The sequence below is a fragment of the Shewanella goraebulensis genome (assembly GCF_030252245.1).
Taxonomy (GTDB): domain Bacteria; phylum Pseudomonadota; class Gammaproteobacteria; order Enterobacterales; family Shewanellaceae; genus Shewanella; species Shewanella goraebulensis.
On record NZ_CP126972.1, the window covers coordinates 735650 to 758897 of the forward strand.

18 protein-coding genes are annotated in these 23248 nt (G+C 41.3%); 7 read left to right on the forward strand and 11 right to left on the reverse strand.

Features of this window, described 5'->3' with window-relative positions:
* Positions 1-19: 19 nt before the first annotated feature.
* A complete protein-coding gene (gene arsJ / locus QPX86_RS03155) occupies positions 20-1243 on the forward strand; it encodes an organoarsenical effux MFS transporter ArsJ (protein WP_285164136.1) in 1224 nt (407 codons plus the stop codon).
* Between the two features lie 77 nt (positions 1244-1320).
* On the opposite strand, the gene QPX86_RS03160 is transcribed toward arsJ, so the two are convergent.
* Together QPX86_RS03160 and QPX86_RS03165 are read right to left on the reverse strand one after the other, a co-directional pair.
* Positions 1321-1779: a DUF2390 domain-containing protein gene (locus QPX86_RS03160; RefSeq protein WP_285164137.1), complete on the reverse strand. Its 459-nt coding sequence runs from the start codon at positions 1777-1779 to the stop codon at positions 1321-1323.
* A gap of 216 nt (positions 1780-1995) precedes the next feature.
* Positions 1996-3906 carry an ABC transporter ATP-binding protein gene (locus QPX86_RS03165; protein ID WP_285164138.1) on the reverse strand — a complete coding sequence of 637 codons (1911 nt, stop codon included), beginning with the start codon at positions 3904-3906 and terminating at the stop codon, positions 1996-1998.
* Between the two features lie 151 nt (positions 3907-4057).
* On the opposite strand from QPX86_RS03165, the gene QPX86_RS03170 reads away from it, so the two are divergent.
* Positions 4058-4255: a YheV family putative zinc ribbon protein gene (locus QPX86_RS03170; protein WP_220752247.1), complete on the forward strand. Its 198-nt coding sequence runs from the start codon at positions 4058-4060 to the stop codon at positions 4253-4255.
* Positions 4256-4413: 158 nt separating this feature from the next.
* Here the strand turns inward: QPX86_RS03170 and QPX86_RS03175 are convergent, their stop codons facing one another.
* The 8 genes from QPX86_RS03175 to sfsA all read right to left on the reverse strand — a co-directional run bounded on the left by QPX86_RS03175 (position 4414) and on the right by sfsA (position 11336).
* Positions 4414-4950 carry a DUF4124 domain-containing protein gene (locus QPX86_RS03175; RefSeq protein ID WP_220752249.1) on the reverse strand — a complete coding sequence of 179 codons (537 nt, stop codon included), beginning with the start codon at positions 4948-4950 and terminating at the stop codon, positions 4414-4416.
* Between the two features lie 287 nt (positions 4951-5237).
* Positions 5238-6083 carry a pantoate--beta-alanine ligase gene (gene panC / locus QPX86_RS03180; RefSeq protein WP_220752250.1) on the reverse strand — a complete coding sequence of 282 codons (846 nt, stop codon included), beginning with the start codon at positions 6081-6083 and terminating at the stop codon, positions 5238-5240.
* 104 nt (positions 6084-6187) lie between these two features.
* Positions 6188-6982 carry a 3-methyl-2-oxobutanoate hydroxymethyltransferase gene (gene panB / locus QPX86_RS03185; protein ID WP_220752252.1) on the reverse strand — a complete coding sequence of 265 codons (795 nt, stop codon included), beginning with the start codon at positions 6980-6982 and terminating at the stop codon, positions 6188-6190.
* A 66-nt stretch (positions 6983-7048) separates the two neighbouring features.
* Positions 7049-7528, reverse strand: coding sequence for a 2-amino-4-hydroxy-6-hydroxymethyldihydropteridine diphosphokinase (folK, locus tag QPX86_RS03190; protein WP_220752254.1), 480 nt, complete (start codon positions 7526-7528; stop codon positions 7049-7051).
* Between the two features lie 2 nt (positions 7529-7530).
* Positions 7531-8892 (reverse strand): polynucleotide adenylyltransferase PcnB, encoded by a 1362-nt coding sequence (pcnB, locus tag QPX86_RS03195; protein ID WP_285165128.1) that lies wholly within the window; start codon positions 8890-8892, stop codon positions 7531-7533.
* A gap of 180 nt (positions 8893-9072) precedes the next feature.
* The gene (gluQRS, locus tag QPX86_RS03200; RefSeq protein ID WP_285164140.1) at positions 9073-9945 is read right to left on the reverse strand and encodes a tRNA glutamyl-Q(34) synthetase GluQRS; all 873 of its coding nucleotides are present in this window, start codon (positions 9943-9945) and stop codon (positions 9073-9075) included.
* Positions 9946-10069: 124 nt separating this feature from the next.
* Positions 10070-10513 (reverse strand): RNA polymerase-binding protein DksA, encoded by a 444-nt coding sequence (gene dksA, locus QPX86_RS03205; protein WP_055024924.1) that lies wholly within the window; start codon positions 10511-10513, stop codon positions 10070-10072.
* Between the two features lie 118 nt (positions 10514-10631).
* Positions 10632-11336 carry a DNA/RNA nuclease SfsA gene (sfsA, locus tag QPX86_RS03210; RefSeq protein ID WP_285164141.1) on the reverse strand — a complete coding sequence of 235 codons (705 nt, stop codon included), beginning with the start codon at positions 11334-11336 and terminating at the stop codon, positions 10632-10634.
* Positions 11337-11477: 141 nt separating this feature from the next.
* On the opposite strand from sfsA, the gene pepB reads away from it, so the two are divergent.
* Positions 11478-12752: an aminopeptidase PepB gene (gene pepB, locus QPX86_RS03215; protein ID WP_285164143.1), complete on the forward strand. Its 1275-nt coding sequence runs from the start codon at positions 11478-11480 to the stop codon at positions 12750-12752.
* A gap of 81 nt (positions 12753-12833) precedes the next feature.
* On the opposite strand, the gene thpR is transcribed toward pepB, so the two are convergent.
* A complete protein-coding gene (gene thpR / locus QPX86_RS03220) occupies positions 12834-13415 on the reverse strand; it encodes an RNA 2',3'-cyclic phosphodiesterase (RefSeq protein ID WP_285164144.1) in 582 nt (193 codons plus the stop codon).
* A 277-nt stretch (positions 13416-13692) separates the two neighbouring features.
* Between thpR and QPX86_RS03225 the strand changes: the two genes are divergently transcribed.
* From QPX86_RS03225 to QPX86_RS03240, 4 genes are all read left to right on the forward strand, one after another.
* Complete coding sequence (locus QPX86_RS03225) at positions 13693-15936, forward strand: putative bifunctional diguanylate cyclase/phosphodiesterase (RefSeq protein WP_285164145.1); 2244 nt, start codon at positions 13693-13695, stop codon at positions 15934-15936.
* 103 nt (positions 15937-16039) lie between these two features.
* On the forward strand, positions 16040-18616 hold the full coding sequence (hrpB, locus tag QPX86_RS03230; protein WP_285164146.1) for an ATP-dependent helicase HrpB: 2577 nt from the start codon (positions 16040-16042) through the stop codon (positions 18614-18616).
* Positions 18617-18645: 29 nt separating this feature from the next.
* Positions 18646-21012, forward strand: coding sequence for a penicillin-binding protein 1B (mrcB, locus tag QPX86_RS03235; RefSeq protein WP_285164148.1), 2367 nt, complete (start codon positions 18646-18648; stop codon positions 21010-21012).
* 409 nt (positions 21013-21421) lie between these two features.
* A complete protein-coding gene (locus QPX86_RS03240; RefSeq protein WP_220752270.1) occupies positions 21422-23176 on the forward strand; it encodes a DUF4856 domain-containing protein in 1755 nt (584 codons plus the stop codon).
* Positions 23177-23248: the final 72 nt, after the last annotated feature.

Sequence of the window (23248 nt, forward strand, 5' to 3'; positions counted from 1 at the left end):
GTGATATAAGGTTGTAGCGATGTCTTTTGTGGCTAAACTGGCAAATTTGCCCACTGAAATTAAACAATACTTAATTGTGACGGGTAATTACTGGGCTTTTACACTGACAGATGGTGCCTTGCGCATGCTGGTGGTACTGCATTTTCATGGGCTAGGTTTTAGCCCAATTGAAATTGCGATGCTGTTTTTATTCTACGAAATCTTTGGTGTCGTCACTAACTTGGTTGGTGGCTGGCTAGGAGCAAGAGTAGGGTTAAATCGGACCATGAACATTGGTCTTGGAATGCAAGTAATTGCATTATCAATGTTGTTAGTCCCTACAACATGGTTAACCGTTATATGGGTTATGGCAGCTCAGGCTTTATCTGGTATAGCCAAAGACTTGAATAAAATGAGCGCCAAAAGCGCGATTAAGACATTGGTTCCTGCTGGTGCTGAAGGTAAGTTATACCAGTGGGTTGCTATTCTTACTGGCTCTAAAAATGCACTCAAAGGTGTGGGCTTTTTCTTAGGTGGCGCTTTATTAAGTCTATTTGGTTTTCAAATCGCTATTTTGATCATGGCTGTGGCGTTGTTGCTAGTTTGGGTATTTAGTGTTTTAACCTTAAAAAGCCAACTAGGAAAAGCGACAGCTAAACCCAAGTTTACCGAGATATTTTCTAAAAGTAGTACCATCAACTATTTATCTGCTGCACGGTTGTTTTTATTTGCCGCAAGAGATGTGTGGTTTGTGGTTGCGCTACCGGTGTTTCTTGCTAGTCAATTTGGCTGGGATCATTGGTATGTAGGTGGCTTTTTAGCGCTTTGGGTTATCGCTTATGGCGCAGTGCAATCTTTTGCCCCTTACTTTACCGGTAAGAAGCAAGGCAAAGTACCTGATGGTAAAAGTGCTTTTGTGTGGGCGGCGGTGTTAGCAATTATCCCTGCAATGATTGCATTGGCATTAGCAGCTGATTGGTATATTCATCTTGTGTTGATTGGCGGTTTATTGCTGTTTGGTGGTTTGTTTGCTGTGAACTCTTCGATGCATAGCTATTTGATAGTGAGCTATGCCGATAAAGATGGCGTGTCTTTAGATGTTGGCTTTTATTATATGGCTAATGCCATGGGCAGACTGATAGGTACGCTGTTGTCAGGTTGGGTATTTCAACAATATGGGCTCGAGGCTTGTTTGTGGATCTCGACTGTGATGATTGCGCTTGCAGCTATAATTTCAACTCGATTACCGCAGCACAACGGTTAATGCACACTGTCACGATGAACTATTTTGACTATGTGAATACAGATAAGCTGCAGAAACGTTTTATTCGATTTGCAGCGTTAAGCGCTTTGTAATTCAGTAAAGTAATCGGCATCGATACCAAATAGGCACAAATAATTGTCTGTGTTGTAAGTATCATTATTATTATCGGTAATGGTACTTACCCCTTCTGACTCAAATTGGTTTAACTTCTTTAATAGCATTTGCTGAGTTTTACGCTCCATCATCAACTCAATATCTAACATTTGCTGATATTCACCCACTTGTAAGTGAGATTTAGCTAGTCTGCGTAATTTACGATATGGAGTCACTACCTTAGTGTCCCAGTCTTCAATCGTTGCTGCTAAAGTTTCCCATTGTGCCAGTGGTAAATAATGAGTTTTTTTATCTAAATACTGAGCTAGCAATAATAGGTTTACATTAACTTGGTAGTCGTCTTGAACACTGATGTAATTTAGTGGATTTAAAGCGTAGTGACTGTCGCACTCCCGCCAAATTAATGAGTTAAATTGTTGCACAGAGCCTTCTCCTAAAAGGTAATATCCATATAATTGAAATCAATATAAGCTGTTTTGTAACGTATTATAATTGTTGCTTCTTAGCAGTTTATGCTGCAATAAAACGTTAAGCTTTATACATTGAACGGTTCACTCCTTGACCAGTTTAATACCTCGGAAAGCACTGAGAGTTGCTAATGTCACTCTCAGTTTTGTTTCAGCTCTAGCTTCCGCAGCTTAACTCAGAGTGAACTCTTGCTCGATAAGTTCAATTTGCTCCTGAATTTCAAGCCATGTCATTTCGCTTTCATCCATAGCTTGAGTGAGCTCGGTTCTTTCATTAAGCACTTTAGTCATTTTAGCCTTATTTTCAGCCTCGTAAAGTGAACCATCTGCTAAATCAATTTCAAGCTCAGCTAAACGGCTGGTTATCTTCTGCTGCTGACTTTCGAGCTTAATTTGTTGCTTACGTAGAGGTGACACTTTTTGTCTCAACTCTGCCTCAATGCGCTTTTGCTGCTTTTTATCAAGGGCTGGCTTAACATTGTTATCTTTTGCTTCTGAAGATTGCGACGTTTTTGCAGCATCTAATAACCATTGATGATAATCATCTAGATCGCCTTGGAAAGGCTTCACAGCACCTTGGTCTACAAGGTAATAGTCACTACAGCTTAACCGTAAAAGATGTCGATCATGTGACACAATAACCATGGCACCTTCAAAAGTCTGCAGTGCCATCGTCAATGCGTGACGCATTTCTAAATCAAGGTGGTTGGTAGGTTCATCGAGTAGCAGTACATTAGGTTTTTGCCATACTAACAGTGCTAATACTAAACGTGCTTTTTCGCCGCCAGAGAAGGGCTTAACTGCCGACATAGCCATATCGCCATTAAAGCCAAAGCCGCCTAAGAAACTTCTTAATTCCAGTTCTTTGGCGTTAGGCGCCAAGCGGACTAAGTGCTGCAATGGGGTGTCATCTAAACTTAAAAATTCGATTTGATGTTGGGCAAAGTAACCAATATTAAGCCCAGGATTTGGTTGGTATTTACCCGTTTTCGGTTCAAGATCACCTGTAAGCAGTTTAATGAGGGTTGATTTACCCGCACCATTACGGCCGAGTAAACCGATACGAGCACCCGGTACTAGGTTGAGTTTTACCTCACTTAAAATCGTTTTGTCACCATAACCAATCGATACGTTCTCCATGGTGACCAACGGATTTGGCAGCGCATCTGGCTCACGAAAAGCCATATGGAATTGACTGTCCACTTGGGAAGGCAGCAGGTTTGCCATTTTCTCTAAAGCTTTTAAGCGGCTTTGTGCTTGTTTAGCTTTACTGGCTTTGTATCTGAAACGATCCACAAAAGACTGCATGTGAGCACGTTCCTTTTGTTGACGTTCGAACGCGGCTTGTTGTTGTGAGAGTCTTTCTGCCCGAATACGCTCAAATGAGCTGTAATTACCTTTGTAGTAATTGAGCTTAGCGTTTTCAACATGAACAATTTCATCAACAATTCCATCAATGAAATCTCGGTCATGACTGATTAATATCAGAGTGCCTTGGTAGGCTTTAATCCAGCCTTCTAACCAATACATGGTATCTAAATCTAAATGGTTGGTTGGTTCATCAAGTAGTAATAGATCTGAGCGGCATAACAGGGCTTGAGCCAAGTTAAGGCGCATTCGCCAACCACCAGAGAAACTTTTAACGGGATTACTTTGCTCGGCCTCACTAAAACCTAAACCAGCCAACAGCGAGCTACCGCGCGAACGAATAGCATAGCCACCGATTGCATCTATTTTGCCATGGATAAGGGCGATGTCATGGCCATTATCTTCATCTTGTGCTTTAGCTAATTGGGCTTCAAGTTGTCGAAATTCAATATCACCATCAAGTACATATTCAAGAGCTGATACTTCTAGAGCTGGTGTTTCTTGAGCTACAGTCGCCACTTGCCATCCTGCAGGTAAACCAAACTCACCTTTATCCAACTGTAACTTGCCTAAAATGAGTGCCAGTAAAGAAGATTTCCCAGTACCGTTCGCGCCGACTAAGCCGACTTTATGGCCTGGATATACGGTGAGGTTGGCTTCATCGAGTAGGGTTTTAGTTCCGCGAGTGAGCTGGGCTTGACTGATGTTGATCATGAATGGCAACTTGATTGGTGATAATACAAAAAGTGCAGCGATAATAGCGTAAATGATACTTTTTTAACACTAGAGCGAGACTGGATTGGCCAATTCGTGGCAAAATACTGCTATTGATATAGCAATTGCATAGAAGAACAATAATAAGATTATGACCAAAATTAAAAAACGCTTTGTAGCTGGGGCTAAATGTCCTAAATGTCATGCTCAAGACAGTATTCAATTATTTAAAGAAAATGGCATTGAAACCGTTGAGTGTACCGATTGTGATTATCGTGAACAGCAAACTGAAGCTAAAGTGGCTGAAAAAGCCACTGGTAATGTTATTGGGGTATTTAAGCCTGATTAATAGGCTTACTCTTACTAGAGTCTGCAGGATAAGAAGTATGAGTAGCTAATGTGAGAATTAACATTAGATTTAGCTTTGAATTGATTGAGATATTCAGGGAATAGAATGAGGGAATGAGAAAGGAATAAAAAGGCTAAACAACTAAACCGTCGTCAATTTTAGCCTTCCTCTTTCGCTAAATCACTATCATTAGCGCTTTCTGCAAGAATTTTATTTTTGTGTTCAACCAGTACGATAATCACGTGCCGATTGTTCTTCATTAATTCATCAAAACGATTATTGATCTCAGATAAGTCTTCAACATAATCAGGATCATCTTTCTCTTTCTTGTGCCAGTAGCGGTTACGATCAAGTTTTTGAATTTCACTGGCGCGCAAAATTTCAAAGTAACTGTTTTCTTGCTTGAGTCGGTAAACTTCACTATCAAGTAATTGAATCAATTTTTCTTTAGAAATAGTTTGCTTATTAAGCAGTGCTTTCAGTGGATCTTCTTTTAAGACAATTTTATCTGAATCAACTTCAGTGGTGATCCCCAATTGATATTCAATTTTATGCTGGCGAAACTCTTTTGGACAGACAGTTTGACTGAAGGCAATTTTGTTGTCCTTCATACATTTATAAATTGTATTTGCTGAGGCATAACTGGGCCCCATAAAAAATACAATTAATAATGTCAGTAATAGTCTAATTGGCATGCGGCCACAGATCCTTTTGTCTCTCTAATATTACCTCAACACCAGTGTTAGAGGCTTATCAGATGGTTACCGCTAGTGGGCCAACATCCATTGGCACTAGTAGGTTGTGAATTATTATAGTCGGTTGTAGTAATAATGTTTAATATACTTATTTACTATGGCTTAATTTTAACGATAAAACCAGTTTTTTGACAGTAGATTTTTTATTGTCACTGTGTAACTTTGCGTTAAATATGTAAGACTTAGTACACCATCGACTAAGTCTTACACCATGAATAGCGAATGGATTAGCGGGTGAAGGTGAGGTTATCGATTAGGCGGGTGTTACCCAAATAAGCGGCGACTAAGATCACTAGGTTGTTATCTTCGCTGGTTACAGGGGCTAAATTAGTGGCATTTCTAACGGATAAATAATCCATTTTAAAGCCAGATTTAACTAAGAAATCTACTGCAAGCGATTCACTTTGCTCAATATTTTCGCCATTGGTAACCTCAGAAGCCAGCTTGTCCATACACCTTTTAATGGCGGCAGCTTGTTGCTTTTGCTCTAAGGTTAAATAACCGTTTCTTGAGCTCATGGCTAAACCCGATGCTTCTCTGATTGTGTCAATGCCAATAATCTTTATTGGTAATGATAAATCTTCAGCCATGGCTTTAATCACCATAAGCTGTTGATAGTCTTTACGACCAAAAACTGCCACATCAGCTTGAACGATATTAAACAGTTTACAAACCACTGTTGCGACACCGCGAAAATGTCCTGGTCGACTTGCACCGCAAAACTCATCGCCAATATTTGGCACTTCAACGAAAGTTTGCTGCTCAAGGCCTTTAGGATAGATGATGTCAGGCGTTGGCGTAAACAGTAATTCAGCGCCAGCACTTACTAGGGCTTCGCTGTCTGCAGCTAATGTACGCGGGTAGGCATCAAGATCTTCATTTTGGCCAAACTGCATTGGATTGACAAAAATAGACACGACTACATGGTCAGCTCGCTTTAAGGCTTCTGTCACTAATGTGATATGGCCTTTATGCAAGTTCCCCATGGTTGGTACAAAGGCAACGGTATCACCTTGCATGTGCCATTGTTTTACTTGAGCTCTGATTTCAGCAATGTTCGCTGTGGTAATCATCAATATTTACCTAGTTGTACGATATATTTTAAAGCGTTTAGTTATCTACAATAAGCTGCACAAGATCAAACGCTTTTTTGCTATCAATGGTTGTAAAGGAGTTCTTAGTTAAAAGAATGCTCATCAGCTGGGAAAGTGCCATTGGCCACTTCTTCAATATAGGCTTTTACAGCTGAGCGAATTTCACCGGTTTGCTGTAAATAGTTCTTAGAGAACTTAGGGATATAACCACTAGAGATCCCTAATACATCATGCATGACTAAGATTTGTCCGTCTGTATCACGGCCTGCTCCAATACCAATAACCGGAATGGTTAACGCTTCAGAGATACGCTTAGCTAAAGAGCTAGGAATGCATTCAACCACAAGTAATTGCGCGCCTGCATTTTGCAGTGCTAAGGCATCATCAATCATTCGTTGTGCTTTATCTTCTTCACGGCCTTGGACTTTAAAACCACCAAAGACATGTACTGATTGCGGGGTTAAACCCAAGTGGGCACAAACTGGAATGCCGCGTTCAGTGAGCATTTTAACGCTATCAAGTAACCACTCTCCGCCTTCAAGTTTGACCATAGTCGCGCCAGCTTGCATCAGAATTGCAGCATTGGCCATGGTTTGCTCTGGAGTGGCATAACTCATGAACGGCATATCAGCGATAAGCAGAGCACGCTGACAGCCGCGGTTAACACTGGCTGTATGGTAGGCAATGTCATTAACCGTCACAGGTAAAGTGTCGCTGTGACCTTGAAGCACCATACCTAAAGAATCACCGACCAGTAAAACATCGACGCCTTCACTATCAAATGCACCTGCAAAACTGGCATCGTAAGCGGTGAGTGCGGTAAATTTCTTACCTTCTTGTTTGAATTTTATGAGGGTTGAGCTAGTGACTTTTGACATAATAAACTCTTAGAAGCAATTCATATTCAAGTAATGGATATGCGATGCCAACGGCATAAAAGCTGATTAAATTTGAACTAATTCAGCTCGCATCTCACGGGTAATTAAGCTTGTTAATTCGGTATTGCAAGGCAGTATTAACTCTTGATTAATATCTGCAAGAGGAATGAGAACAAAACTGCGCTGCTTCATTCCATAATGGGGGACTGATAATCGAGGCTCATCGATGATTTGCTTTCCATACAACAAGATATCTAAATCCAGTGTACGAGGTCCCCAGCGTACTTCTCTGACACGGCCTTGAGTATTTTCAATTTCTTGCAGTGCATCGAGTAAAGCAAGAGGTTTAAGCTCAGTGTTAAATTGTGCCACACCATTGACGTAATCGGGTTGTGCTACGTCGCCCATTGGGACTGAACGATAAAGTGGCGACACAGTCACTGCAGAATCTAATGCTATGCTTTTTAAAGCCAGTACAGCATCATGAATTTGCTGTACTGGTTCATTTAGGTTTGCACCTAACGCCACATATACCGTGGTGCTCATGGTTAACCTTTTTTATCAGCTTTGGGGGCTGGTTGGGCTTCCGGTGCAACTGAAGCATCTGTTTTTGCTTTGTTTGGACGGCGACGCTTGCGCTGGTGGGCATTGCGATTACGACTCGGGCCCTTTTTACTGCTTTTAGCTATTTCAGAGCGTTCTTGTTCGTCTGCTTCAACAAAGGACTTCCACCAAGCGGCAATTTTACCAATATTGCCAGCTTCTGCTTCACCACGAAGTAGCAATAAATCATAAGCTGCACGGAACTTAGGATGCTCAAGTAGTTTAAAAGCACGGGTGCCTTGGCTACGTTCAAGACGTAATTGTAACTGCCAAATGTCTTTAGCTGGTGTGCTAAAACGACGCGGAATGCTAATGGTGCGACATTGTTGCTCCATCACATCACCCATAGCTGCCACGTGGGCATCGTAATGGGTTAAGCCACTTTCAAGCGCTATATCATCAGCACGTTGCTTTAATGGGTACCAAAGCAGGGCTGCGTAGAAGAACGCTGGTGTCACAGGTTTATCTTGGCTAACGCGTAAATCAGTGTTGCTCATAACGGCATTGAGCATTTTGGCTGTATAGCCATTAGGTTGCTCTTTGATTTGTGCTGAAATTTGCGGGAATAATGGCTGAAATAAGCCTAAATCTCGCATCATTTCGTAATTAGCTTGTGCTTTACCGGCAAAAAATAGTTTCAGTACTTCTTCGTACATTCTTGCTGCAGGGATATCTTTTAGCAGTGGTGCTAACTCTTTAATTGGCGCAGCTGTTTTTGGCTCGATTTGCATATCAAGTTTAGTGGCAAAACGCACTGCACGGAGCATACGTACCGGATCTTCACGGTAACGAGTTTCAGGATCGCCAATTAAACGAATGGTTCTGGCATCTAAATCACTGATGCCACCGCCATAACTGCGGATCGAGTAATCACTGATATCGTAATAAAGTGCGTTTACCGTAAAGTCACGGCGCTCGGCATCTTCATCGATTTCGCCATAGACGTTGTCACGTAACAAGCGACCTTCAGCATTGGACTTTGAAATCTTGTCGTCAGTTTCACCGTGATGGCCACGGAAAGTTGCAACTTCAATGACGTCACGACCAAATACAATGTGGGCCAATCTAAATCTACGTCCCACAAGACGGCTGTTGCGGAATAATTTTTTGATTTCTTCTGGGGTAGCGTTAGTCACTACGTCGAAATCTTTAGGTTCCATGCCTAGAAGTATATCGCGAACACCACCGCCAACTAGATAGGCTTTGTAGCCAGACTTGCTAAGTCGGTATAGGACTTTGAGTGCATTCTCACTGATTTGACGCCTAGATATTGTATGGGCATCTCTGGTGACAATGTCCAGGCGCAGTCCGTCATCCTGAGCTTCTGGCTCAATAACTGGAGTGGATTTATTGTCTTCAAACAGTTGTTTGCAGAATTGGCTAATACGGCGAAAAATAATACACCTCGAACGATACGATTAATGGTTAAAATAAAATGGTTAAAAATCTGGCGGCTATGATATACCAATTGTAAGCTAATGAGTATATCACTGCGCTATCAGAATCTCAGATACTTGAGGAATATCAGTAATACTAAATTGCTCGCAAGCTTGTTTTAGCATGATATCCACATGATCAGTGTCTACTTGTGCTTGCCCTAAAAACTGCAACGCTGCATTTATACTGGCTTGTGGCCGTTTTACATCTATGGCATTGGCATAATTTTGTTTAGATAATTTAAAGCCGGGTTTTGTACAGGCAAGGGGTAAGTGCAGCCAGTTCGGTGAACAAAAACCAAGAATTTTATTCATGCTGAGTTGTCTGCAGCTAGTTTCGAGTAAATCGCAACCTCGGACAATTTCTGTAATGCCTTGAAAAGCGTCATCGATAACCACAGCCAGTTGATATGCGTATAAGCCATCACTGCGTTTGATGATAAAATCTTCGCCAGCAAAACTTTCATTAACTGTCACATTACCCATTAATAAGTCATCAAATTGATCTATTTTGGCACTATTTCGTATTCGAATAGCACCTTGGTTGTGTGGAGTCGATAATTGTCCGCAGCGACTATCGTATACACCGCCCATTTGGCCAATTTGTTTGCGGGTACATTGGCAAAAGTAGGCTAAATCATGACTTAATAATGTATCAATTTGATTTTGATACACTTCTGTTCGCTGACTTTGATATAACTCTTGATCATCCCAACATAATCCATAGGCTTCTAGCGTCGCTAGAATGTCACGACTTGCGCCCCTTACTTCACGTGGAGGATCAATATCTTCAATACGAACCAACCATTTTCCATTTTGATGTTTTGCGCGAAGGTAACTTCCGAGTGCAGCAATGAGGGAGCCGAAATGCAATGAGCCAGAAGGTGATGGAGCAAAGCGACCAATATAATGAGGTGAGTTCACCGATATACCTTTTGCTTAAATCAGTTTAGCGATAGGAAAAATACAAAAACAAAGGGCGAGAATAATCTCGCCCAATATACTGATATCGGAAAACAGTTTGAACCGATTGTCAGTGGTTGCTGAATTAGCCAGCCATTTGCTTTTCTTTAATTTCAGCAAGTGTCTTACAGTCGATACATTGATCAGCTGTTGGACGTGCTTCAAGACGGCGGATACCGATCTCAACACCACAAGAATCACAGAAGCCAAAATCATCTTCTTCAATTTTTTGTAATGTTTTTTCAATCTTTTTAATTAGTTTACGTTCTCTGTCACGAGCACGTAATTCTAAACTAAATTCTTCTTCCTGGGCTGCGCGATCAACTGGATCTGGGAAGTTAGCAGCTTCGTCTTGCATATGGTTCAACGTGCGGTCAACTTCTTCACGTAACTGGTTACGCCAAGCTTCTAAAATCATTTTAAAATGACCACGTTGCTCTTCACCCATATACTCCTCACCAGCTTTTTCCTGGTAAGGTTCTACACCTGCGATAGCGAGTACGCCGAGTTTTTTGGTGCCTTCAGGCATAACGCATCTCCTGTAATAATTAGCGATTTATGTGCGTCGTAAAATTTATGGCCGCTATCTATAGCAGAAACTCTATAGCGTGGCAAATTATTTGATTAGTAATTTTATCTTTTTTGAACTAAACAATTACTTTGCATGAACGGGTCAGGGTACTTGAGATAGCCGATAATTCAGTTTGATAAGCTAAAACTTCTACGCCGCTATTTACCGCTTGTTTTAGTAATAATGCATATTGCGGATCGATATGCTCTGCCGCTTGCACGATATTGATACCAGTATGCTGAACAACAAACAGCAATACTGCTCTATGACCTAGACTAACCATATGCATTAGCTCGCGCAAATGCTTTTGACCCCTTGTTGTGACTGAATCGGGGAAATAGCCTACTGTTTGCTCTAATAATGTACAGCTTTTGATTTCCACATAGCATAAAGGTCGATTGTCCTCGCTTAACAGTATATCTATGCGGCTATTTTCGTCACCGTATTTAACCTCTCGCTTAATGCTTGAGTAACCAGCTAACTCAGTTATCACTCCTGCTTTTATGGCTTCTTCTGCTAGTGCGTTAGCTCTACCTGTGTTGATCCCAATAAGGTGTTGCTCTGTGGTTTGTGCTATTTCCCAAGTGTTTGGGTATTTTCGTTTAGGGTTATCAGAGGTCGAAAACCATACCTTTTCACCTGGGAATAAGCAGTTTTTCATTGAGCCCGTATTCGGGCAATGAATGGTTATTTCTGATCCGTCATCAAGTCTGACATCAGCTAAAAAACGTTTATAGCGTTTAATCAAGGTTCCCTGTTGCAGCGCTGGGGTAAAGTCCATGAAAAAGTTTTCTCCGAAAAATAGTGTTTACACTTTTTATTGATAACTATATTGGTTTTTGTCACGTTTCATTATCGAATTACAGTACACTTAGCCCATTAGAAACAAAAGTTACAATGCAAGAACAACAAGGAAATCATAATGGAAATAATGACCGTTACCCTAACACAAGAAGCGCCACAGAGCCTTTGGGGTAAAGCAGATGTTACTTATCAAGGTAGCAAAGCATTAATTCACTTATCTGGTTCTGATGAATTACGTCAGGTACAAATGGCCGCGAGAAAAATTCGTAGCCAAGGGGTGGATAAGGTTCAGCTAGAAGGTTCACTTTGGAACATAGATTCACAATGGGCTTTTTCACAAGGTTTTACCACAGCTAAAGGTGCGTTTGAAGTAATTTGGTGTGGCGATAATGACACTCAAACGACCCTGACTCATCGTTCTGAGTCGGCAAGTTTTGCGCGTATGCTAGTTAATGAAACGCCAGAAGAGTTATCGCCAGTGATTTTGGCTAACCATGCAGCTAAATGGTTAAAAGCAATCGGTGGTGACAAGGTCAGTTATGAAATCATTGAAGGCCAAGAGTTACTAGAAGCCCAGTGGATTGGGTTACATGCTGTAGGCCGTGGCAGTGAACGTCCGCCTGCTATGTTGGTGCTTGATTTCAATCCATTAGATGCAGATGCCGAGGTATCAACCGCCTTAGTGGGTAAAGGTATCACCTTTGATTCTGGCGGCTACAGCATTAAGCCATCTGAAGGCATGCTTGATATGAAGTGTGATATGGGCGGTGCGGCAACAGTAACAGCTGCATTAGGCCTTGCAATGAAAGCAGGCCTTAATAAACGCGTGAAACTTTTCTTATGCTGTGCTGAGAATCTTATTAGTGGGCATGCATATAAGTTAGGTGACATTTTAACTTATAAGAATGGTGTGACCGTAGAAGTGGTTAACACTGATGCTGAAGGGCGCCTAGTGCTTGCTGATGGTTTACAGGCTGCATCTGATACTGGTGCTGAGCTGATTATTGATGCGGCAACATTAACTGGCGCTGCAGTAATGGCAGTAGGTACTAACTACAATGCTATTTTCTCTCCTCAAATGGAAACCTTGCAGCTTGCGCAGCAACAAGCGGCAACAGTGGCTGAAAATGTGTGGCCGTTACCATTAGATGCTTGGCACAAAGATATGTGTCCATCTCCTTTTGCTGACACAGCCAATAGCCGTGCAATGAAAGGTGGTGGAGCTGGTGGTGCTTCAAATGCTGCTGGTTTCTTATGGCGTTTTGTTCGTCCAGACGTTAACTGGTTGCATATGGATTTAGCAGGTGCTTATGCATCATCTGCTAACTCTTTATGGAGTGCTGGTGCTACGGGTCATGGTGTACTGACAATTGCAGCGATACTGAATAAGTAACAGTACTACTGTGCAATAGAATGTCGCTGTATTATTCAAAAAGCCGCTTAATGCGGCTTTTTTGTGGCTGAAGATTTTTTACTAAATCAAAGGCCAGTTTTTCATGGGAATATAGTTAACTCCAGCAGCTGTGGTTTGTGATTCAAATAAAATAAGTTCATCGATGTCTATGATGAAAGGGCTAAACTCGGTTGTCATGATGGGTTTGCTTGTGTTTAAAAGGTCACTTGTTGGTTGATGTTCGAAGGGGGGAGAGCTTACTTGGCGAAATAAGCTAATATGAGGTCGATAAGCATGTTGGCTTTGATATAAATTAAGCTTTCGAGAAATCTCGGCTAATTTCACAGCTATATGGGCTAACTCATCATTGGCTTTCCCTTCTATACACACTACCTTGGCATTCGACCAATAAGCGATACTTTCAAGGACTTGACTGGAACGCTTGAATGACATTGAAGAGATAAGAGAATCGATTTTTTGCATATCAATTTGACTGGTTTGTCCTAAAAATGCGGCTGTTATGTGTAAATTAGCCATTTGCACTGGTTTTGCTGACGGATTGATTGTCGCTGCTAATTGCTGTTGTACATCGATTAACCCTTGCTGATTCTTGACTGTTAAGGGAAATCCAATAAAAGTGCGTTTACTATCATTTTTGGACATTAAATCACCTTATAAATCGTTCTTAATTGAATTGTATCGCAAAGGGTTATTATCTAGGTTAATTTACAGGAAACTTTAGTTAAAGATAATCGGGTAGGTTGCCATTTTTAATCTAATATTACTTATATGGATTAAAAATGTGGTTAACTTTAAGGGAAGTAAGTTTGCCACTGAACATGAGTATTTTGCTGAATACTTTAGCTTCTGAGAGCTTAACTTCTGAGAACCTTTCTACAGAGTAAGTGAGTTAAATTGTCATTAAATAATGAGTTAGTGAATGATTGATAGCGAATTGGAATCGATATGGGTCAGTAAACAGTCTGCTGAATTAAGTAGCTTGCTATCTTCTGAGCAAGTGACAGCAGAGATCGAACATTTACAGCAACAACTTAACTGCGACGGTGTGGTGGTTATTTTATCGCAAATCTCTGAGCACATTACCAGTGACTTTGTTGCTCAAGCGAATGCATTAAAAGTGTATGAATCTAATAGCCAACAGGCAGAAATGCTTGGTTTAGCGCTAGTTTCATTTCCCATCCTTTGTGAACAATTACTACTAAATCAAAATTCAGGTTTATTTCCTAGCATCGTCTCTACTGAGACTGAACAAAAAGGCTTTTCCGAGTTATTAACCAATGAGCTGAGTGGACTGTGTAGTGGGTTAACTAAACCTATTGTGTTACACATTAATCATTGCGTCGTGATTGGTAATAGCCGTTTATGTTTAATCTCTTATCAGCATAAAACAGATGACCTTAACACCGCAGAAAGGGCAAACACAGATACGTTTCATAAAGGTAATGAAAGTACGTTAAAGGTGTGTTCTCACGCGGAATTGACTCGGGTTTCTGAGCTATTAAATAATAAAGAAATTCAATACTTAGAGTTATTTCAACAGCTTCCTGTAGCCTGTGCACTAATTGATAAAGATGACAATGTCAGTAAACAAAACCAAGTTGCCATTCACAACTTACCGCTGCGCCTAAACGAGAGTTTATTCTCAATAATCAATTCAGATGATCATTTGTTACTTGAAGATTGTCTGCATATCGTTCGAGAAGGTGCATTGCACCAGTCATGGTGTGAAATTCCATTGGTTATCAGCGGGACAAAGCATTGGTATAAAATGAGTTTTTGCCGTGCACTAGATATTGAACAGCACTTATTGATGATGGTTGAAGATATATCAGAGCGATATCGTTTAGCGGATGAATTATCTTTTCAATCAAACTATGACCCTCTAACTGGCTTGCCAAATCGAGTACAGTTTGAAGCTATGTTAGAAGAGGTGATTGATACTCAAGATCGTTTACCTGCATGTGTTGCTTTTCTCGATTTAGATCAGTTTCAAGTGATTAACGATGTCAGCGGTCATAAAGCAGGTGATGAGCTCCTGTGTCAGGTATCTAAACGTTTAAGCTTGTTATTGCGAACGGGTGATATTGTCGCAAGGTTAGGTGGGGACGAATTTGGCATTCTGATGTTTCATGCCGATAAGGAATCGGCGGAGCAAGTTGCTAAGCGTATTTGTCAGCAGTTATCGCAACATGAATTCACTTGGGGTGAGATTACTCATAATGTCAGTATTAGCATGGGGTTATCAGAACTTAATTCTCGTACAGAAGATATTTATAGTGTTATGAGTCAAGCAGATGCTGCATGTCGAATAGCAAAAGAAGACGGTCGCAATCGTTGGCATTTTTATAGTAAAAATGATCCGCAGATGCACCAGTTATATAATCAAATGTTAGCGTCAGTGGATATCATTTCTGCACTAGCGTTAAATCAGTTTGAGCTGTTTTATCAACTCATTGAGCCATTGTCGTCAGATGAATCTGGTATTCATATGGAAATTTTACTGCGCATGGTGCAAGAAGATGGTCGGTATGTTTCTCCTGGTGTCTTTTTACCTGCAGCAGAGCGCTATAACCTTGCTTCACGTATCGATCGCTGGGTCATCGATAACCTATTAAAGTGGGGCGCTCGCCACATTGAAATATGGGAACAACTTTCGATGGTATCGGTAAATTTATCTGCGTTATCACTATCTGATAGTAAATTTATGAGCTGGCTGGAAATGCGCTTGATGGTTGAGCCTGATTTAGTTTCAAAACTGTGTTTTGAAATTACTGAAACAGCAGCAGTGAGCCAGCTTGAACAAGCGACTGCACTAATTGATTTACTTAAACCTCTTGGTTGTAAACTGGCTCTCGATGACTTTGGTTCTGGTTTTTCAAGCTTTGCTTATCTTAAATGTTTAGATGTAGATTACGTTAAAATTGATGGTCAATTTGTGGTGAATGTTTGTGATGATCGCAGTGATAAAGCGATTGTATCTGCTATTTGCCAGCTAGGTAAAGATATGGACTTTGAAGTCATTGGTGAGTTTGTTGAAAGTGAAGCCATTGGACAGTTACTGCGCGAATTGGGGGTGGATTATGGTCAAGGTTACGCGATAGGCAAGCCAGCACGTTTGATTGAGTTGGCTTCTGGCGTTCGAACACCCTGGCTAATAAATTAGTTTCGGCTGCTTCATTTAGCAATGCTATCTCTACTTGTGAGATAGCATCAATATTCGAATATGCGTAAACTGAGCGGTATCATCCGTTGTTAAAGTAATTCTTTTGAGTTCACTACCTATCCAAGCTTTGTTTGCACCATTACAGCAAGCATTAAGCGACCATAGTCAAATTATCCTCGAAGCACCCACTGGTGCAGGTAAATCCACAGCTTTGCCTATGGCGATGCTGCAATGGCCGCAAATCAACGGCAAAATCCTGATGTTAGAACCTCGACGTGTTGCTGCTCGTAGCGTAGCGCAGTTTATTGCCTCATCAATAGGCGAAAAGGTTGGCGGCAGTGTCGGTTATCGGGTGCGTGGTGAAACTAAAGTAAGTGCAAATACACGCTTAGAAATTGTCACTGAAGGCATTTTGACAAGAATGATCCAACAAGATCCCGAGTTAACAGGTATCGAAATGATCATTTTTGATGAAATCCACGAACGTCATTTACCCACAGACTTAGGTTTGGCATTGGCGTTAGAAGTACAAGAGTCATTGCGTGATGATTTAACGTTGATTGCCATGTCAGCAACGCTTTCTGGATTACCCCTACAACAATTAATGCCGAATGCGGCAATGCTTGTTAGCGAAGGGCGAAGCTTTGAGGTTGAAAAAGTATACCGCCCAGTACCAGGACAGCAGCAATGGTTAGAATATTTAGCCAGTGTCATTATTGATTGCGTCAGTAGTGATTCAACGGCAGTTCCTGAGCAATACCAACAAGGCTCGGTATTAGCCTTTTTACCTGGTAAAGGTGAAATCAATAAACTGCAGCGGATCTTAAGTCAAAAACTCGATAGTCAGCAATTTATCTTATGTCCGCTTTATGGAGATTTACCCCCAGCAGAGCAAGATAAAGCGATTGCTGCAGCACCTATTGGTAAAAGAAAAATTGTAATTGCTACCAATGTTGCTGAATCGAGTTTGACCATCGATGGCATTACTATTGTGGTCGACAGTGGATATAAACGAGAAGCCAGTTTTAATCCTCGTACAGGCGTGAGTCGTTTATCACTGAAGCGTATTAGCCAAGCATCTTCTATTCAGCGAGCAGGTCGTGCAGGGCGCTTAGCGCCAGGTTGTTGTGTAAGGCTGTGGGGGCAAGAAGAGCAAAGTCGTTTAGCGAAAACCGAGTCACCTGAAATTAGTTTAAGTGAATTAACTTCTATGGCGCTCGACTGCGCCTATTGGGGTGAGGGCAATATCGAAAACTTGCCTTTATTGACCTCTCCACCAGCTATTCATCAGCAAGTGGCTTGGCGGTTATTATCGCAGCTTAAACTTGTTGACCTTAGCAATAAAATTACAGCACAAGGTAAAGCCGCCTATGAGCTTGGCTGTCACCCACGTTTAGCACACATGTTACTGCAATCTAAAGTGCTTGCTAATACTCAGCAGCAAGCTGATTTGGTGTCGTTAGCGTGTTTATTAGCAGCAGTATTAGAAGCGAGAGGATTACCAAGAAAAGGCGTCGATATTAGCTATTACATCAGTATGGCTACTCAAGGGTTGATGGCTAGCCAAGTCAGAAAATGGCAGAAAATATTAGCTGTTTCAGATGATATAAAACAAATTGCCCGTGATGCAGCCAGTCGCGATATCAGTAGTTTACTAGCGTTGGCATTTCCTGACCGAATTGCCAAAGCACGTGGTAAGCAAGGATTTCAGTTGAGTAATGGGACTGGTGTTACCATTGATGTCGAAGATAATATGTCGACCCATGACTGGCTGGTAGTGGCTGACTTTCAAGAGTCTCAAGGTCGGAATGCTGGACGGGTTTATTTAGCTGCGGCGATTCACCCTGATCATATAAACCAAGATTTAGGATTTTTAATCACAGAGCACAAAGTGTGTGAATGGGACGAAAATAAGGGACGATTTTTTGCTGAGAAACAACAAAAAATTGGAGATCTTATTGTTAGCAAAGTTCGCGAAACTAACGTTGATTCAGCGCTTATCGTACAAGCTTTAATAAGTCATATTCAACAAAAAGGGTTAAGTATTCTTAACCTTGATGAGCGTTTTTATCAGCTACAATACCGCCTAAAACTTGCGCAGCAGTTTGCGCCAGAATATGACTGGCCGTCTTTAGACAGTGAAGATTTACTCGCGAATTTATCTGAGTGGTTAGCGCCGTATTTAACTGAGGTTAATTCGATTGCTAAATTACAAAAACTGGATATATTGAGCCACGTTAAAAATTTATTAACTTGGTCGCAGCAGCAAAGCTTAAATGAACTGTTGCCAACACATTGGAAAATGGCGACTGGAACAGCGGCCCCGATCAATTATCAAATTGAGTCACCAGTTGTTGAGAAAGTGAATGAACATAGCTATGAAACAACAGAGTCTGCGATTCAAGGCCGCGCATTATTGCGGGTAAGACTGCAAGAGGCTCTGGGTTTATCACAAAGCCCATTGTTACTTCATGGTAAGCTGGTGGTCACAATGGAGTTACTTTCTCCAGCCCAGCGTCCCATAGCTGTTACAGCCGACTTAGCAAGCTTTTGGCAAGGGCCTTATATAGAAGTGAAAAAAGAAATGCGAGGCCGATACCCTCGACATTTGTGGCCTGACGACCCGGCTAACACTACCCCGACTAAATTTACTAAAAAGAAAACGCCAGGCTTACAGTAATAGCCAAGACGAATAGAATTACGTGACATATGACTGAAAATAAAAAAAAGCCAACGGCAAAAAAAGCACCCGCAAAAAAGGCGACTACGAAAAAATCGCCAGCAAAAAAATCAGGTGTCAAACGCGTTAATGCCAAACAGAAATCTCATTCTAAGTGGAAGACCTTTTGGTCATTTTTTTGGAAACTGGCCTTAATTGGTTTAGTGATTGTTTGTTCATACGGTATTTATCTCGATCAGATTATTGCCCGAAAATTCGAAGGGCAGAAGTGGCATTTACCTGCACAGGTATTTAGTCGCTCAATGGCTATTTATCCAGGTGCTGCCATTAACCATCCACAGTTAATGTCTGAGCTTAAACTGCTTGGTTATCGAAAAGTGGCCAATCCAAGACAAGTGGGCGAGTTCTCGGCATCGAGCACTAAGATTGAATTATGGCGTCGTCCGTTTTTACATCCTGAAGGTGATCAAGTAGCCCAGCGCGTGATGATTTCATTTGATAGCCAAGGTGTGTCTTCAGTGCAGCGTATGTCTGACAAACGCCAAATGGCAGTGTTTCATCTAGAACCCGTATTGTTAGACAGGATACTGGCCTCTGGCGGTGAAGATAGATTATTTGTCCCTACTGAAGAAATGCCCCAAGCCATTGTTGATGCTTTGATATTAGTGGAAGACCGCAGCTTCTATGAACATCACGGCGTCAATCCATTTGCAATTGCCCGCGCCGCTATTGTTAATATTACCGCAGGGCGCACTGTACAAGGTGGCTCAACCCTTACTCAGCAGTTGGCGAAAAATTTTTTCTTAACCAGTGAGCGATCAATTGTCCGTAAAATTCGTGAAGCATTAATGGCAATCATTATTGATTTTCGCTACAGCAAAGACGAAATCCTCGAAGCTTATTTAAATGAAGTTTACATGGGACAAGACAAGTCTCGTGGCGTACATGGTATGGGGCTGGCATCGCAGTTCTATTTCGGTCGTCCAATTGCTGAATTAACCGTATCTCAACAAGCATTTTTGATTGCCGCGATTAAAGGGCCTTCTTATTACAACCCTTGGCGTTCGCCAGAGCGAGCGCAAAATCGTCGCGACTTAGTGCTCCGTTTATTGATGGAGGACGACAAGCTGACGGTTGAGCAATATAAAGCAGCTGTTGAATCACCAATCGGTTTACGTGACTTTAATAAATCGGTACATCAGAAGTTACCAGCGTTTTTTGCCGTGGTGAAAAATGAATTACGTCGCCGCTATGGTGACAGTTTATTGCAACAATCAGGGGTGAAGGTTTACACCACGCTTGATCCGATGGCGCAAGATGCTGCTGAAAAAGCCGTGGTTTCAACCATGAAAACCTTAGATGAACGCGCTAAGAATGTGCAAGTCGGCATGGTAGTGACAGATAAGTACACTGATGGCATTGCTGCCATGGTAGGCGACAGAGTACCCAGCTTTGATGGCTTTAACCGTGCAGTAGAAATTCGTCGGCCGATTGGTTCATTAGTGAAGCCGTTTGTATATGTGACAGCGCTGCAGCAAGGCAGTAAATACAACTTAGCCTCCCCAGTGGCAGATAAACCGATTACCTTACAAAATGGTCAGGGTAAAACGTGGTCGCCACAAAATGTGGATAGAACCTTCAGAGACGAAGTGCCACTGTTAACCGCGTTTAAAAACTCAATGAATGTACCCACAGTGAATGTTGGTATTGAAGTTGGGGTTGATAATGTTGCCAAAACTATGACCAGCGCGGGGTGGAGCGAAGCAATACCGCGTTATCCATCTATGCTACTTGGTGCGATTAATGGCTCGCCTTATATGGTGGCACAAGCATATCAAACCATTGCTAATAATGGCCGATACCGTCCACTGACATCCATTACCGCTGTGTTAGATACCAATAACCAGCCGTTAAAAGTGAGCCGAGAAAGTGCCACCCAAGGCATGGAGCCCGCAACCGACTACCTTGTGCAATATGCCATGAATCAAGTGGTTAAAAATGGTACGGCGAAACGCTTAGGTCAAGCATTCCCGAATGTGGATTTAGCTGGTAAAACAGGTACCAGTAACGATAGCCGAGATTCATGGTTTGCAGGCTTTGATGAACGAAATGTAGCGGCTATTTGGGTTGGCCAAGATGATAACTCTAAAACCGGACTTTATGGTTCAAGTGGGGCGATGGCCGTTTATCAGGCCTTCCTGAAGCAGCGACCGCCATTAGGACTGCGTATGACACCTGCAAATGGCATAACACAAGGTTATTTTGATCGAGCAACGGGCGTCGCTAAACAATCTGATTGCGATAACGTTGTGGCTTTACCCGCCAGAGTAGATAGTTATCAGCCGGTTGATAACTGCGGTGAAGAACGTTCTTGGTGGCAAAAGATTATTAATTAAACAATTTAATTAACAATTTTTTGAATCAATAAGTAAATAGGACAACTCTGCAAATGGGTTGTCCTTTTTTGATCTTATCAGCCAATTGCATCATTAAATTGGCTATTAGTACATTTTACTTTCCTCAATGACGTTTACATTGTAAGTGTTATGTTTATGATTTTTATAGTTTAAGTCAGCTTACTTCCTATTGATCTTCAGCTGCAGCCCAATTCCCTTAGTAAAAATATGGTTAATTTGTTTTTAATTCATCCACTTAGCTTTTTGTGGCTTAGAAATATTTAATTTAGATTATGCTTAAAAAATATTGCGAATAAGATGAATTATCATTATCATTTCATTATTATTTACGTAATGAATTGTTAACATCTTGGCTTTGAGCCGGTAGCTTTTGTATCAAGGGAATAATATGCAACTTAATAAAACAGTTTTAGCGACGACTATCGCGCTTTCATTAGGCTTACTTACCGCATGTGGCGGTTCAGATTCAGATTCTTCTGATACAGGTACTACTGAACCAACAAACGCAGCACCGACTGATATCTCTCTTTCTAATGCTACCGTTGATGAAAACATGGCGGGTGCGACTGTTGGTACGCTAACAGCTACTGACAGTGACTCTGGTGATTCACATACTTTCACATTAACCAGTGATCAGTTTGTTATTGATGGTACAACGCTAAAATTGATGGATGACGTAACGTTAGATGCTGATTCTGCTGAAACGACAGAATTCACATTAACCGTTACAGCTACCGATGCTGCTGGTGAAACCTTCAGTAAAGATCTTACTGTGACAGTTAACGACATCATGGATCGTTATACTTTCGACAGTAAACTGAATGATGGCGAATCAAGTGTTTCATACACTGGTCAAACAGCACGTCACATTTTAATTGCAGAATTAAACCAGTATATTTCTTCTACATTAGAAGCTGAAATTGATGACAACGAATTAGCGACTAAAGATGAAGTATTAGCCAAACTAAACTACTTCTTTAACCCTGATGAAGAAACGCAATACCCTGATTTACCAATTACTTTCTTCGATAATTCTAAAGACGGTTTACTATCGGATATCACTGGTTATAAAAACTTAACGGGTAAAGTTGCAGGTAATGATACAGGTGGACAACACGAAGATTGGAACAATGGTGCATTTGCTGGTTGGGGCGCGAAAGGCTCAACAACACCTTCTGCATTAATCGACACATTATTTGATCGTTTAGCAGATAACGCAGTGGCTAAAATCAATGGTGAAGTTCGCCAAGATGTATTGGGGAATGACATCACAAAAGTATACCTTGATGAAAACGGTGTTGATTTAGCACAGTTAATTCAAAAGTTCCTACTTATGTCTATCACATACTCTCAAGCTGCTGATGATTACTTTGGTGCAGATACTGAAGGTAAAGGTTTAACAACAGACAATATTAACCCTGCAAAAGATGGCGCAGCTTATACCAACCTTGAGCATCAATTTGATGAAGGTTTTGGTTACTTTGGTGCAGCACGTAACTACCTTGAATACAGCGATGTAGAAATTGCCGGTAAAGTAACTGATGATGAAGGTCGTGCTGACTGGAATGGTTCTCAAGATACAGATGGCGACGGTAAAATTGATTTACGTTCAGAGTATAACTTTGGCCAATCTGTAAATGCTGCAAAACGTGATTTAGGAACAGCAGATAACGCTATGCCTACTGATTACACTATGCAAGCAATGGAAGCCTTTATTGCTGGTCGTAAAATCATTAATGACAATGTTGGTAGCGCATTAACTGATGCTCAAATGACAGAGCTTGAAACCCATGCAATGGCAGGTGTTAAAGCTTGGGAAAATGCTATCGTTGCTACTGTTATTCATTATATCAATGATGTTTCAGCAGATTTAGAGCCACTAGCAACAGGTGGTGACAGCGCTGATTTCAATTACGATGACTTATCAAAGCACTATTCTGAAATGAAGGGCTTTGCACTAGGTTTACAGTACAGTGAGTACGGCGTAATCAGTGATGAAGATTTTGAAACCATGCATGATTTATTTGGTATGGAGCCAGAATTAACCGGTGATGTTGATGGCTATATTGCTGATTTAGAAGCGGCCCGTGACATTTTACAAGCAAGTTATTCTCTTGATGCAGATAACGTTGCTAACTGGTAAATCCTATTGTGATATGACCTCATAGAGGTAAAAAAGCTTGGCGTTGAAAAACGCCGAGCTTTTGTCGTTTTT

Bases quoted from the DNA above. Each gene is read 5' to 3' on its own strand.
- pepB (WP_285164143.1), top strand. From the start codon at position 11,478: ATGGAAATAATGACCGTTACCCTAACACAAGAAGCGCCACAGAGCCTT.
- QPX86_RS03165 (WP_285164138.1), bottom strand. From the start codon at position 3,906: ATGATCAACATCAGTCAAGCCCAGCTCACTCGCGGAACTAAAACCCTA.
- QPX86_RS03240 (WP_220752270.1), top strand. From the start codon at position 21,422: ATGCAACTTAATAAAACAGTTTTAGCGACGACTATCGCGCTTTCATTA.
- arsJ (WP_285164136.1), top strand. From the start codon at position 20: ATGTCTTTTGTGGCTAAACTGGCAAATTTGCCCACTGAAATTAAACAA.
- dksA (WP_055024924.1), bottom strand. From the start codon at position 10,513: ATGCCTGAAGGCACCAAAAAACTCGGCGTACTCGCTATCGCAGGTGTA.
- mrcB (WP_285164148.1), top strand. From the start codon at position 18,646: ATGACTGAAAATAAAAAAAAGCCAACGGCAAAAAAAGCACCCGCAAAA.
- QPX86_RS03175 (WP_220752249.1), bottom strand. From the start codon at position 4,950: ATGCCAATTAGACTATTACTGACATTATTAATTGTATTTTTTATGGGG.
- QPX86_RS03170 (WP_220752247.1), top strand. From the start codon at position 4,058: ATGACCAAAATTAAAAAACGCTTTGTAGCTGGGGCTAAATGTCCTAAA.
- thpR (WP_285164144.1), bottom strand. From the start codon at position 13,415: ATGTCCAAAAATGATAGTAAACGCACTTTTATTGGATTTCCCTTAACA.
- QPX86_RS03225 (WP_285164145.1), top strand. From the start codon at position 13,693: ATGATTGATAGCGAATTGGAATCGATATGGGTCAGTAAACAGTCTGCT.
- panC (WP_220752250.1), bottom strand. From the start codon at position 6,083: ATGATTACCACAGCGAACATTGCTGAAATCAGAGCTCAAGTAAAACAA.
- sfsA (WP_285164141.1), bottom strand. From the start codon at position 11,336: ATGGACTTTACCCCAGCGCTGCAACAGGGAACCTTGATTAAACGCTAT.
- folK (WP_220752254.1), bottom strand. From the start codon at position 7,528: ATGAGCACCACGGTATATGTGGCGTTAGGTGCAAACCTAAATGAACCA.
- panB (WP_220752252.1), bottom strand. From the start codon at position 6,982: ATGTCAAAAGTCACTAGCTCAACCCTCATAAAATTCAAACAAGAAGGT.